10 protein-coding genes, 2 tRNA genes and 1 pseudogene are annotated in these 12,792 nt (G+C 59.2%); 5 read left to right on the plus strand and 8 right to left on the minus strand.

All coding sequences use genetic code 11. The features are described from left to right. The first annotated feature begins 140 nt into the window (after window positions 1-140). From AO277_RS08575 to AO277_RS08590, 4 genes are all read left to right on the plus strand, one after another. A complete protein-coding gene (locus tag AO277_RS08575; RefSeq protein WP_044320033.1) occupies window positions 141-1,535 on the plus strand; it encodes a D-2-hydroxyglutarate dehydrogenase in 1,395 nt (464 codons plus the stop codon). 66 nt (window positions 1,536-1,601) lie between these two features. Further along, the gene (locus AO277_RS08580; protein WP_044320034.1) at window positions 1,602-2,267 is read left to right on the plus strand and encodes a fumarylacetoacetate hydrolase family protein; all 666 of its coding nucleotides are present in this window, start codon (window positions 1,602-1,604) and stop codon (window positions 2,265-2,267) included. A gap of 182 nt (window positions 2,268-2,449) precedes the next feature. Continuing rightward, window positions 2,450-3,394, plus strand: a complete 945-nt coding sequence (locus AO277_RS08585; RefSeq protein WP_010217056.1) for an SdiA-regulated domain-containing protein — start codon at window positions 2,450-2,452, stop codon at window positions 3,392-3,394. 126 nt (window positions 3,395-3,520) lie between these two features. After that, window positions 3,521-4,426: an SdiA-regulated domain-containing protein gene (locus tag AO277_RS08590; protein WP_044320035.1), complete on the plus strand. Its 906-nt coding sequence runs from the start codon at window positions 3,521-3,523 to the stop codon at window positions 4,424-4,426. 45 nt (window positions 4,427-4,471) lie between these two features. Here AO277_RS08590 and rpiA read toward each other — a convergent pair whose 3' ends face one another. Further along, the gene (gene rpiA / locus AO277_RS08595) at window positions 4,472-5,143 is read right to left on the minus strand and encodes a ribose-5-phosphate isomerase RpiA (protein ID WP_002555749.1); all 672 of its coding nucleotides are present in this window, start codon (window positions 5,141-5,143) and stop codon (window positions 4,472-4,474) included. 163 nt (window positions 5,144-5,306) lie between these two features. Between rpiA and ilvA the strand changes: the two are divergent. Next, window positions 5,307-6,978: pseudogene (gene ilvA / locus AO277_RS08600) on the plus strand (threonine ammonia-lyase, biosynthetic). A gap of 158 nt (window positions 6,979-7,136) precedes the next feature. On the opposite strand, the gene AO277_RS08605 reads toward ilvA, so the two are convergent. The 7 genes from AO277_RS08605 to AO277_RS08635 form a co-directional block, all read right to left on the minus strand. Next, complete coding sequence (locus tag AO277_RS08605) at window positions 7,137-7,955, minus strand: DUF2242 domain-containing protein (RefSeq protein ID WP_002552716.1); 819 nt, start codon at window positions 7,953-7,955, stop codon at window positions 7,137-7,139. 233 nt (window positions 7,956-8,188) lie between these two features. Beyond that, window positions 8,189-8,265 (minus strand) — tRNA-Asp (locus tag AO277_RS08610). Between the two features lie 66 nt (window positions 8,266-8,331). After that, a tRNA-Val gene (locus tag AO277_RS08615) sits at window positions 8,332-8,407 on the minus strand. A gap of 149 nt (window positions 8,408-8,556) precedes the next feature. Continuing rightward, window positions 8,557-9,321 carry an SDR family oxidoreductase gene (locus AO277_RS08620; RefSeq protein WP_161795781.1) on the minus strand — a complete coding sequence of 255 codons (765 nt, stop codon included), beginning with the start codon at window positions 9,319-9,321 and terminating at the stop codon, window positions 8,557-8,559. Between the two features lie 50 nt (window positions 9,322-9,371). After that, window positions 9,372-10,583, minus strand: a complete 1,212-nt coding sequence (locus AO277_RS08625; protein WP_044318131.1) for an O-succinylhomoserine sulfhydrylase — start codon at window positions 10,581-10,583, stop codon at window positions 9,372-9,374. A gap of 21 nt (window positions 10,584-10,604) precedes the next feature. Beyond that, complete coding sequence (purF, locus tag AO277_RS08630; RefSeq protein ID WP_044318130.1) at window positions 10,605-12,113, minus strand: amidophosphoribosyltransferase; 1,509 nt, start codon at window positions 12,111-12,113, stop codon at window positions 10,605-10,607. 12 nt (window positions 12,114-12,125) lie between these two features. Further along, window positions 12,126-12,713 carry a CvpA family protein gene (locus AO277_RS08635; protein WP_002552712.1) on the minus strand — a complete coding sequence of 196 codons (588 nt, stop codon included), beginning with the start codon at window positions 12,711-12,713 and terminating at the stop codon, window positions 12,126-12,128. Between the last annotated feature and the right edge of the window lie 79 nt (window positions 12,714-12,792).

The following is a 12,792-nucleotide window of genomic DNA, read 5'->3' on the forward strand; positions in this document are numbered from 1 at the left end:
TTTGGTCGGCATACATGCACCTCTAGCTACATGTTATGCCCGAACACAAAATTTCTGACAGTCTCTATGAGCCCCGCGAAACCTCATCCCGAACGTGAACCGTTCTCAGGATGCCCATGAATCGTTCGAGAGTTGATTCAATGACCGATCGCGTTTTGATTGATGAGCTGCAGACCCTGGTTGACCCCGGCAAGGTACTCACCGATGCCGGTTCTCTGGAAACTTACGGCAAGGACTGGACCAAGCAGTTCACTCCTGCGCCACTGGCCATCGTATTCCCCAAGACCACCGAACAGGTGCAGGCCATCGTACTCTGGGCCAATGAGCGGCTCGTGGCGCTGGTGCCTTCGGGTGGACGAACCGGGCTTTCGGCGGCCGCGGTGGCTGCCAACGGTGAAGTGGTCGTCTCGTTCGATTACATGAATCAGGTGCTGGATCTGAATCTCACCGACCGGACGGCGGTCTGTCAGCCTGGCGTGATCACCCGGCAATTACAGGCGCTGGCTGAAGAGAGCGGCCTTTATTATCCGGTCGACTTCGCTTCTTCGGGCTCCAGCCAGATCGGCGGCAATATCGGCACCAATGCGGGCGGTATCAAGGTCATTCGCTACGGCATGACCCGCAACTGGGTCGCGGGCCTGAAAGTGGTCACCGGCAAGGGCGACCTGCTGGAATTGAACAAGGACCTGATCAAGAACGCCACCGGCTACGATTTGCGCCAGTTGTTCATCGGTGCCGAAGGTACGCTGGGCTTTGTCGTCGAAGCGACCATGCGCCTGGACCGTGCGCCGAAGAACCTCACAGCGATGGTGCTGGGCACCTCGGACTTCAACTCGATCATGCCGGTGCTGCATGCCTTTCACGGCAAGCTCGACCTGACCGCCTTCGAATTCTTCTCGGACAAATCCTTCGCCCGGGTCATGGCGCGCGGTGATGTGCCGTCGCCTTTCGACACGCCATGCCCGTTCTATGTGTTGCTGGAGTTCGAAGCGACCACCGACGACCTGGCCGATCAGGCCCTGGCGACCTTCGAGCACTGCGTCGAGCAGGGTTGGGTGCTGGACGGCGTGATGAGCCAGAGCGAACAGCAATTACGCAACCTGTGGAAGCTACGCGAGTACATCTCCGAAACCATCTCGCACTTCACACCGTACAAAAACGATATCTCGGTCACTGTCTCGAAAGTGCCGGAGTTTCTGGCTGAAATCGACGCGATCGTTGCCGAACACTACCCAGACTTCGAAGTGCTCTGGTACGGCCACATTGGCGACGGCAACCTGCACCTGAACATCCTCAAGCCCGAAGGCCTCGACAAGAACGAGTTCTTCGTCAAATGTGCCCGGGTCAACAAGTGGGTATTCGAGACTGTCGAAAAGTACAACGGCTCGATTTCGGCCGAGCATGGTGTCGGGATGACCAAACGTGACTATTTAACGTACAGTCGCTCGCCGATCGAAATCGAATACATGAAGGCGTTGAAAGCGGTGTTCGATCCCAACGGGATCATGAATCCCGGCAAAATCTTCGCCGTTTGATCCGTCGCAACCTTTTGATCCGTCGCAACAATAAGCAGGCTACCTCTTACAGCCTCAGGAGACGTCATGAGCTACCAGCACAAATATGTCGATGGCACCAACATTCACTTCCCGCTGGGTAAAGTGGTCTGCATCGGGCGTAACTACGCCGAACACGCCAAGGAACTGGGCAACGCGGTGCCTACCGAGCCACTGCTGTTCATGAAACCCGGCAGCGCGGTGGTTGCGCTGGAGGGTGGCTTCACTATGCCGGCAGACCGCGGCTCGGTGCATTACGAAGCAGAGATCGTGGTGTTGATCGGCAAGCCCCTGAGCAAGAACCCTTCGCGCGAAGAAGTGCTAGACGCGATCAGCGGCTTTGCGCCCGGCCTGGACCTGACCCTGCGTGACGTGCAGTCGCGTCTGCGTGAGAAAGGCCTTCCATGGGAGCTGGCCAAGTGTTTCGACGGCGCTGCGGTGATTCCGCCGTTCGTGCCCGCCGAGACCTTCCCAGATCTGGAGGACATCGGTATCCGCCTGACCCTCAATGGCAAGGTGGTTCAAGACGGCAACAGCAACATGATGCTCAACCCGATCGTGCCGATGATCCAGCACATGGCAGCCAACTTCTCGCTGCAGGCCGGTGACCTGATCATGACCGGCACGCCTGCCGGTGTCGGGCCGTTCGAAGCCGGCGACCAGATCGCGCTGGAACTGGTCGGGCAGACGCCGTTCGAGAGCGTCGTCAGGTAACCCGACAGCATCTTCAGGCTGCACCCAAAGCCACGCGGGATCACTCCCGGGTGGCTTTTGTTTGTGGAGTGACTGATAGTTCAGCCGATTTTGCGTTTTTTTCACACCTGTTCTGGATAATCCGGCCGTCCCTGCAAGGGCACCACGTCGTCATGAAGTCTCATTTGCTCAGGAACACATGAATGGCCAGTACTGCCGCAACGCCGCCTCGTAACAAAAAACGCTTCGCTTACTTACGCAACATGCGCTGGTACTCGTGGTTGTTAGTGGTTGTCTTGCTGGGCTATGGGCTGGCCTTCATCATGCATTGGGATGATCGCGCGCTGCTCTGGTTTCAGGAGCGGTTCGAGAGCAAGGCAGGTCGTCACGCCAGTATCTGGCTGCCGGACTACCATGTGGATATCGACGCAAAGGTGCTGCCGGGCATGGAAAAGGACGAGGCGTCGGACCTGTCCTATAACCCGGTGACCAAAACGCTGTTTGCGGTCATGGGCAAAAATGCGTTTCTGGTGGAGCTGACGCTCACGGGCGATGTACTGCGCAAGATCCCGCTGGTGGGCTGGAGCAATCCGGAAGGTGTTGCCGTCATGAACGATGGCCTGATTGCGATCACTGATGAGCGCCAACACAAGTTGACCATCGTTAAAGTGAACGCCGACACCACCACCCTGAACATCGCGGATTTCCCCCAGTACGAACTGGGCAAGTCTGCCAACCAGAACAAGGGCTTCGAAGGTATCGCCTGGGACCCGCAGCGTCAGCAGCTGATACTGGGCGAGGAGCGACCTCCCGCGCTGTACACCTGGAAAAGTGATGGCAGTGACGTGCTGAAAGGCGACAAGCAACCGCTGTCGAGTCGCTCGCTGGACATGCGCAATCTGTCGTCATTGAGCATCGACCCGCGCACCGGCCACATGCTCGCGCTGTCTGCCGATTCGCACTTGTTGCTGGAAGTCGACGAGCAAGGCGAGCAGGTAAGCTTCATGACCCTGCTGGGCGGCATGAACGGTTTGAAGGACACAATTCCGCGCGCAGAAGGCGTGGCCCTTGATGAGGCCGGTACGCTGTACATGGTCAGCGAACCGAACCTGTTCTATTCGTTTCACCGGGCGCTTCACAAGCACTGAGCCAGGACGGCAACTACACAGGTCGCCGATACACAATCGGCAAAAATATAGCACCATGCCATTAAGCTTGCTTTCAGGATGGCATGGTATCAATCCCGTCCGCTCAATCTGTTCGAGTCACCCTTCATGCGTCGCTCTACTCGCTCTTTAGTCCTGCTTCTGGCCCTTGTACCCCTGATCGTTGTGTTCGTGATCGCCAATCAGCGATACCGCTATGTTGAAAGTGCCCTGTTCGACTGGCAGGTGTTCTGGCAGTCCGACTCGCTTCAGTCCATTGGCCTGGATCAGTACCGCGTCGTCACCGAAGCACAGGTGATCGACGGGCTGCAGGATGATGTCTCGGGCCTGAGCTACGACCCGGACCGCAAGAGCCTGTTTACGGTGACCAACCAGACCCCCGAACTGGTCGAGCTGAGCCTGGACGGTCGTGTGCTGCGGCGCATTCCGCTGGTCGGGTTCGGTGATGCCGAGGCTGTCGAATACATCAGCCCGGGCACTTATGTGATCAGCGATGAGCGCCGGCTCCGGCTGATTCAGATTCACGTCGATGACAACACCAAAAGTCTGGACGCCGCCCAGGCAGAACAATTGACGCTGGGCATCACCGCCAGTGGCAACAAGGGCTATGAAGGGCTGGCCTATGATTCGGTCGGCAAGCGCCTGTTTGTCGCCCGCGAGCGTGATCCGGTGCAGATCATCGAAGTGCGCGGCTTTCCCAGAACCAACTCCGAGGCTCCCGGCAATCTGCAGGTCATCTCCAACAGCAAGCGCGATGGCCGACTGTCGGTTCGTGACCTTTCCAGCCTGCAATTCGATGAAACCAGCGGCCATTTGCTGGCCTTGTCCGATGAGTCGAAGCGCATTCTTGAACTCGACACCAGCGGTCATCCGATTGGCAGCGGCTCGCTGGCAAAAGGGGCGATGGGGCTGAGCAAGGACGTGCCGCAGGGTGAAGGGATGGCTATGGACGCAGAAGGGACGCTGTATCTGGTGAGCGAGCCGAACCTGTTTTACGTGTTCCGCAAGCCTTGAGCCTGTGAGGGTCATGCCCACCTTGCGTGGGCACGACCGGTTTTATCAGCGCGTCAGGGTTTTCACGCCTTCGGTGGTGCCCAGCAGCAACAGGTCGGCCGGACGGGCGGCGAACAGGCCATTGGTGACCACGCCGACGATGGCGTTGATCTGTGCTTCCAGCTCCACCGGATTGGTGATGCTCATGTTGTGCACATCAATGATGATATTGCCGTTGTCGGTTAGAACACCTTCGCGATAAACCGGGTCGCCGCCCAGTTTCACCAGTTGTCGCGCAACATGGCTGCGGGCCATCGGAATGACTTCGACCGGCAGCGGGAACGCGCCCAGCACCGGCACCAGCTTGCTGCCGTCGGCGATGCAGATGAAGGTCTTGGCCACGGCCGCTACGATTTTCTCGCGAGTCAGTGCCGCGCCGCCGCCCTTGATCAGGTTCAGGTGCTCGTCGCTTTCGTCGGCTCCGTCGACATAGAACTCCAGATCGCTGACCGTGTTCAGCTCATACACCGGAATGCCATGGCCCTTGAGGCGCGCGGCGGTAGCTTCCGAGCTGGCGACTGCGCCATCGAATGCCGCCTTGTGTTTAGCCAGCGCATCAATAAAGCAATTGGCCGTGGAGCCGGTGCCGACGCCCACAATGCTTTTGTCATCGAGCTTCGGAAGGATGAAGTCGACAGCTGCCTGGGCGACTGCCTGTTTGAGTTGATCCTGGGTCATGCGGGCTCCACGGTGCCTGATGTAGGTAAAAAGAGGGGGTATGTAAAAAAGGCCCGCATTATAGCGGCGACTGCGCCGCAAAGCCCTGTCATTCGTATGGTCGTCTTTCGGTGCGCAGAGTAGACTTCCCGACCTTGCCCGCTTCGTCAGTGATGCCACCCCGATGCTTGAACAGTACGTCAAGAAAATCCTCACCTCCCGCGTGTACGACGTGGCGGTCGAAACCCCGCTGCACGGCGCTCGCCAGCTGTCCGAGCGGCTGGGAAACCGGGTATTGCTCAAGCGCGAAGACCTGCAGCCGGTGTTCTCCTTCAAGATTCGCGGCGCGTACAACAAGCTGGCGCAATTGACCGCAGAAGAGGCCGCACGCGGCGTGGTCACGGCCTCGGCGGGTAACCACGCGCAAGGTCTGGCACTGGCAGCGCGTGAACTGGGCATTCTGGCGACTATCGTCATGCCGCGCACCACCCCGGAAATCAAGGTCGAAGGCGTGCGCTCACGGGGCGCCACGGTGGTGCTGCACGGCGACTCCTTCCCCGAGGCGCTGGCCTATTCGCTGAAACTGGTCGACGAACAGGGTTTCGTCTACATCCACCCGTATGACGACCCCGATACGATTGCCGGGCAAGGCACCGTGGCGATGGAGATTCTTCGTCAGCAGCCGGGGCAGCTGGATGCGATCTTTGTTCCGGTCGGGGGCGGCGGTCTGATCGCCGGTATCGCAGCGTATGTGAAATACCTGCGCCCGGAGATCAAGGTGATCGGCGTCGAGCCGGACGACTCCAACTGCCTGCAAGCGGCGATGGCCGCCGGGGAGCGCGTGGTGCTGAGCCAGGTCGGGCTATTTGCCGATGGTGTGGCGGTGGCGCAAATCGGCCATTACACCTTTGAAGTGTGCCGTCATTATGTCGATGAGGTGATCACCGTCAGCACCGATGAAATCTAGGCGCAAATCGGCCATTACACCTTTGAAGTGTGCCGTCATTATGTCGATGAGGTGATCACCGTCAGCACCGATGAAATCTGCGCGGCGATCAAGGACATCTACGACGACACCCGCTCGATCACCGAGCCTGCGGGCGCGCTGGGTGTTGCCGGGATCAAGAAATATGTCGAGCAGCGCGGCATCAGCGGTCAGACACTAGTGGCCATCGACTCCGGAGCCAACGTCAACTTCGACCGTATGCGTCACGTGGCCGAACGTGCAGAGCTGGGCGAAGGTCGCGAGGCGATCATTGCCGTGACGATTCCTGAACAACCGGGCAGCTTCAAGGCGTTCTGCGAGGCCATCGGCAAGCGGCAGATCACCGAATTCAACTACCGCTATCACACTGATCGCGAGGCGCACATCTTCGTCGGCGTGCAGACCCATCCCGAGAACGACCCACGCAGCGCCCTGATCGCCAGCCTGACCGGCCAGGGCTTCCCGGTGCTGGACCTGACCGAATCCCGAGAACGACCCACGCAGCGCCCTGATCGCCAGCCTGACCGGCCAGGGCTTCCCGGTGCTGGACCTGACCGACAACGAACTGGCCAAACTGCACATCCGCCACATGGTCGGCGGCCATGCCGAACGCGTCGACAATGAAGTAGTGCTGCGTTTCGAATTCCCAGAGCGACCGGGCGCGCTGTTCAACTTCCTCAACCGCCTGGGCGGACGCTGGACCATCTCGATGTTCCATTACCGCAACCACGGCGCAGCAGACGGCCGTGTGGTCGCCGGGTTGGTTGTGCCGGAGGAAGAGCGGCACCTAGTGGGCGCAGCGCTGGACGAGATTGGTTACCCGTATTGGGATGAAAGCGAGAACCCGGCGTACCGCTTGTTTCTGGGCTGAGGACGTGGATACCTCTCGTTCCTCATGCGGACCGGCATACCCACGCGGAGCATGGGCACGATAGAGGTTCTCTGGACACCTTGATTATCGTCCCCACGCTCTGCGTGGGGATGCAGTTCTGGACGCTCTGCGTCCGCCGTGCATGATCACGACAGCCGTTATTGAGCGGGCTCAGCCTCGGCTGGCTTGGCGCTGTCTGCTGGCTCGGCTGCCGGTGTGTCGACCGTTTCCGCCTTGAACGATGCAGGCTCGGCTGGCGCTGGCAGTGGTTCGCTTGCCGCGGGCGGCGTGGCTGATTCGGCAGCGGGTTCGGCCTTGGCGGGCGACTCCGTTGCTGCTGGAGCCAGTTTGGCGGGTTCGGCCGCCTTGGCCGGCTCGGCTGCGGCAGGGGCTACATCAGGAACACCCAGATCTGCCTTGGGCTTCTCGACAATATGCGCAGCTTTTTTCACTTCCGGTGGCAGGAAGTTTTCCACGAGGCCGAAAAAGCGCTCGTAGAACTTCGCCGATGACACGGTTTCACTGGCCACCTTGACCATCGAGTCGTCAGTGGAGCCTATCGGCATCGAGACAGAGCCCAGCACTCCAACCCCGAGGCTGGCCGAGTTGTTGGTCTTCTTCAGCGCATAGCGGTCCTGCAGAGCGTTTGCGAACATGGTCGAACTGCCATCCTTCGCATCAGCGGCGCACACCAGATTGAAGCTGATTTCAATATGCGCATCGCCGGTCTGTTGAAAGCTCTTGCGACCGGCAATCATCTTCGGGTCGCTGCTGGTGATGATATAGCCCTGGCTCAACAAGGCACGCCGCCCCGCTTCGCAATAAGCCAGGTCGGTGGCGGGATAACTACGGGAGAAGGTCCCGGCGTCATCGAAATGTTCGTGGTCATAAACCGCCTGCTTGGGCGATGAACAACCAGCTGCCATCAACACGGCAGAGATCCAGAATGCGGTACGAACGTTCAGTAGCTTAAACATCGAAAATCCTGAGGAAGGAAAAGACTGCCAGCAAGACTGCGAACTGGGAAATGGCGGTAAGTCTGCAACAAGGCCGACGCTGGATCAACGTACAGATCAAAAGGATTTGGATACAACACGTGTTCAGGCCAACCACCCTACTCGCCTGCGGACAAAACGCAGACAACAAAAAAGCGACCCGAGGGTCGCTTTCGTGTTTGCTTCAAGGAGTTCAAGGGCCTTGAAGCGGTGTATGGCGCAGCGGACGGGACTCGAACCCGCGACCCCCGGCGTGACAGGCCGGTATTCTAACCGACTGAACTACCGCTGCGCATTGTGGACTTGCGTCCTTTTGATACTTTGAAAGCCCTCGTACTTCAGCTTTCAAACTCAACGATGGTGGGTGATGACGGGATCGAACCGCCGACCCGCTGCTTGTAAGGCAGCTGCTCTCCCAGCTGAGCTAATCACCCTTTGCTTCGTTGAGGCCGCAAAATTTACGCACCTAACGAACCTAAGTCAATAGCCTGATTGAAGTTTTTTAAAAAACAGGCTCAATCGCAAAACCGCTACCACACATCAAAAGCACAACAAAGAGTCAATGTTGGCAGACTGCACGAAACTATTCGGCGTAGACCATCTTGCGCGTCATGCCGCCGTCGACCACAAATTCCTGCCCGGTCACAAAACCGGCGTTTCTGGACAACAACCACGCAACCATCGCGGCCACATCTTCTACCGTCCCTACCCTGCCGGCAGGATGCTGGGCGTGATCGGTCTCGGACAACGGCTCGGCCTTGCGCAACGAGGGGTCGCGCGCATCAATCCAGCCGGGACTGACGGCGTTTACACGTATCTCCGGCCCCAGACTGATTGCCAGCGCGTGCGTCAGCGCCATCAGGCCGCCCTTGCTGGCCGCATAAGCTTCGGTATCGGCCTCGGACTGGCGGGAGCGAGTAGAGGTAAGGTTGACGATGCTGCCACAGTGCGCACGCAGGTAAGGCGCGCAATGCTTTGCGAGCAGCATCGGACCGCCGAGGTTGACTGCCAGTACACGGTTCCAGTGCGACAGCTCAAGGCTTTCCAGCGTAGTGTTGTGCGGAACGGCAATCGCGGCGTTGCACACCAGCGCATCGAGACGGCCAAACTGCCTGAGCACCTCGGCCACACCTGCCGCGACCTGCTCTTCACTGGCAACGTCCATGGCAATGAACAGGGCATTTTCACCCAGTGCACCCGCCACTTTGAAGCCCCTTGCACGATCCAGATCGGTCAGCACCACTTGCCAGCCCTCGGCAATCAGCCACGCCGCGATACCCAGCCCGATGCCGCGCGCGGCACCTGTCACCAGAGCAACACGGCCGTTGTGGGTGCTGGCAAATTTCAACGCCCACTCTTCGCCCGTCTCGCCACTGTTTTTGTTACCGGACTTGTCGTTCACAATGCCGCCAGACCACGAGCCAGGTCGGCTTGCAGGTCCGTCACATCTTCCAGGCCCACTGCAACCCGTATCAGGCTGTCCCGAATACCCGCTGCCTCACGCTCCTGAGGTGCCAAACGACCATGAGACGTAGTGCTCGGGTGAGTGATCGTGGTTTTGCTGTCGCCCAGGTTGGCGGTGATCGAAATCAGCCGCGTGGCATCGATGAAGCGCCATGCGCCATCCTTGCCACCCTTGACTTCGAAACTTACCACCGCGCCAAAACCCTTTTGCTGACGCTGTGCCAGCTCATGCTGCGGATGACTCTTGAGTCCGGCGTAGTGGACCTTTTCGATACCGTCCTGCTGCTCGAGCCACTCGGCCAGCGCCTGGGCATTGGCACAATGAGCGCGCATCCGCAGGTTCAGGGTTTCCAGGCCCTTGAGGAAGATCCACGCGTTGAACGGGCTGAGCGTCGGCCCGGCCGTGCGCAGGAAACCGACCACTTCCTTCATCTGCTCGCTGCGGCCGGCAACCACGCCGCCCATGCAGCGACCCTGGCCGTCGATGAACTTGGTAGCCGAATGCACGACGATATCAGCACCCAGCAACAGCGGCTGCTGCAAGGCCGGCGTGCAGAAACAGTTGTCGACGATCAGCATCGTACCTTTGGCGTGAGCGATTTCAGCCAGTGCAGCGATATCCACCAGCTCGGCCAATGGATTGGACGGCGACTCGACAAACAGCATTTTGGTGTTGGGCTTGATCGCCGCGTCCCAGCCGCTCAGCTCTGCAAGCGGAACGTAATCCACCTCGATGCCAAAGCGTTTGAAGTACTTGTCGAACAGGCTGATGGTCGAGCCAAAGACGCTGCGCGACACCAGCACATGATCCCCGGCACTGCACAGGCTCATCACGACCGCCAGGGTCGCCGCCATGCCGGTGGCCGTAGCGACGGCCTGTTCGGCGCCTTCCAGCGCGGCGATGCGCTCTTCAAAAGAGCGCACGGTCGGGTTGGTATAACGCGAGTAGACGTTGCCGGGCACCTCGCCAGCAAAACGCGCGGCCGCATCGGCAGCCGTGCGAAAGACATAGCTGGAGGTAAAGAACATGGGATCGCCATGCTCACCTTCCGGGGTGCGGTGTTGCCCGGCACGTACGGCAAGGGTATCGAAACCCACACCTTCAAGGTCGCTGTCCAGCCGACCTGCATCCCATTCCTGAGTCATGCCGCCCACTCCTTGTCCAATTTAGTTGTTGTACAGATCGATGATCGCGCTCACGGCCTGAGTCTTGATCTTGGAGGCGTCGTTACGCGCGCTCTCGATCCTGTTCAGATAATGCTCGTCGATGTCACCGGTCACGTACTTGCCGTCGAAAACCGAGCAATCGAAGTTGTCGATCTTGATTTTCTTGCTGCCGCTGACCGCTTCGATCAGGTCATTCAGATCCTGATAAACCAGCCAGTCGGCACCGATGAGGTCGGCCACGTCCTGAGTGGTGCGGTTGTGGGCAATCAGCTCGTGAGCACTCGGCATGTCGATGCCGTAGACGTTGGGGTAGCGCACAGCCGGGGCTGCAGAACAGAAGTAGACATTCTTGGCACCGGCTTCACGGGCCATCTGGATGATCTGCTTGCAGGTCGTGCCGCGCACGATGGAGTCATCCACCAGCATCACGTTCTTGCCACGGAACTCCAGCTCGATGGCGTTGAGCTTCTGGCGTACGGATTTCTTGCGCGCAGCCTGGCCCGGCATGATGAAGGACCGGCCGATGTAGCGGTTCTTGACGAAACCTTCGCGGAACTTGACGCCCAGATGATTGGCCAGCTCCAGCGCAGCGGTACGGCTGGTGTCCGGAATCGGGATGACCACATCGATATCGTGATCCGGACGCTCGCGCAGGATCTTGTCGGCCAGCTTCTCGCCCATGCGCAAACGCGCCTTGTAGACCGAAATGCCGTCGATGATCGAGTCAGGACGTGCCAGATAAACGTGTTCGAAGATGCACGGCGCATACTTGGGGTTGGCCGCACACTGACGGGTATGCAGCTTGCCATCTTCAGTGATGTAGACCGCTTCGCCCGGTGCCAGGTCGCGAATCAGGGTAAAGCCGAGCACGTCCAGCGACACGCTTTCCGACGCGATCATGTATTCGACGCCTTCGTCGGTATGACGCTGGCCAAACACGATAGGACGAATGGCGTCCGGGTCACGGAAGCCGACAATGCCGTAGCCGGTGATCATTGCCACGACCGCATAGCCGCCACGGCAACGATTATGCACGTCGGTCACTGCGGCGAAGATATCCTCTTCGGTCGGCTGCAACTTGCCACGCACGGCCAGCTCATGGGCGAAGACGTTGAGCAGCACTTCCGAATCGGAATTGGTGTTCACATGGCGCAGGTCGGATTCGTAAATCTCCTTGGCCAGTTGTTCGACGTTGGTGAGGTTGCCGTTGTGCGCCAACGTGATGCCATAAGGCGAGTTGACGTAGAACGGCTGGGCCTCTGCAGACGTCGAGCTGCCCGCCGTTGGATAGCGCACATGACCAATGCCCATATGCCCGACCAAGCGCTGCATATGGCGTTGATGAAACACATCACGCACCAATCCGTTGTCCTTGCGCAGGAATAACCGGCCATCGTGGCTGGTTACGATACCGGCAGCGTCCTGGCCGCGGTGCTGGAGGACGGTAAGCGCGTCATACAGCGCCTGATTGACGTTCGACTTGCCGACGATACCGACGATGCCACACATGCGACACAACCCCTACTTAGTGGAACTGGATTTACCGAGCACATCCTGCGGCATTGTAGACGGCAGGATCTGTTCCTTGAACGGCAGATCAGCGGGTACGCTGATGCCGCTGGCGAGCCACTTGCTGGACATCCCTAGAATCAGGTTTTTCGACCAGTCAGCGACCATGAGAAATTGCGGCACCAGCCTGGACTGCTGCCACCATTGATCCTGTTGCACCGGCCCCAGGCTCAACAGCCCTACCGCCACAACGACAAGCAGGCCTCCGCGTGCTGCGCCGAAGACCATGCCGAGAAAACGATCGGTCCCGGAAAGCCCGGTGACGCGAATCAGCTCGCCTATCAGAAAGTTGACCATGGCGCCTACCAGCAAGGTGGCGACAAAAAGAATGGTGCAGCTCGCAATCACGCGGGCCGAAGGTGTTTCTATGTAATTGACCAGATACTGCGACAGCCCCGCGCCAAACATCCAGGCCACAACGCCTGCAATGATCCACGTCGTCAACGACAGTGCTTCTTTTACGAAGCCGCGCTTCAGACTGATCAGGGCGGAGATGGCGACAATTCCCAGAATTGCCCAGTCAACCGGAGTAAATGGCACGTTGCAGCCTGCAGACGGATAAGGCGGCGCATTTTAGCAGAGCGCCCGCCTGCCGGTAAGCAGCGATTACCGGCGCGAG

Source organism: Pseudomonas amygdali (assembly GCF_002699855.1).
GTDB lineage: Bacteria > Pseudomonadota > Gammaproteobacteria > Pseudomonadales > Pseudomonadaceae > Aquipseudomonas > Aquipseudomonas amygdali.

Coding starts and splice junctions, on each gene's coding strand:
- AO277_RS08625 (WP_044318131.1), bottom strand. CDS start 10,583: ATGACTCAGGAATGGGATGCAGGTCGGCTGGACAGCGACCTTGAAGGT.
- AO277_RS08580 (WP_044320034.1), top strand. CDS start 1,602: ATGAGCTACCAGCACAAATATGTCGATGGCACCAACATTCACTTCCCG.
- AO277_RS08590 (WP_044320035.1), top strand. CDS start 3,521: ATGCGTCGCTCTACTCGCTCTTTAGTCCTGCTTCTGGCCCTTGTACCC.
- AO277_RS08605 (WP_002552716.1), bottom strand. CDS start 7,955: ATGTTTAAGCTACTGAACGTTCGTACCGCATTCTGGATCTCTGCCGTG.
- rpiA (WP_002555749.1), bottom strand. CDS start 5,143: ATGACCCAGGATCAACTCAAACAGGCAGTCGCCCAGGCAGCTGTCGAC.
- AO277_RS08575 (WP_044320033.1), top strand. CDS start 141: ATGACCGATCGCGTTTTGATTGATGAGCTGCAGACCCTGGTTGACCCC.
- purF (WP_044318130.1), bottom strand. CDS start 12,113: ATGTGTGGCATCGTCGGTATCGTCGGCAAGTCGAACGTCAATCAGGCG.
- AO277_RS08585 (WP_010217056.1), top strand. CDS start 2,450: ATGGCCAGTACTGCCGCAACGCCGCCTCGTAACAAAAAACGCTTCGCT.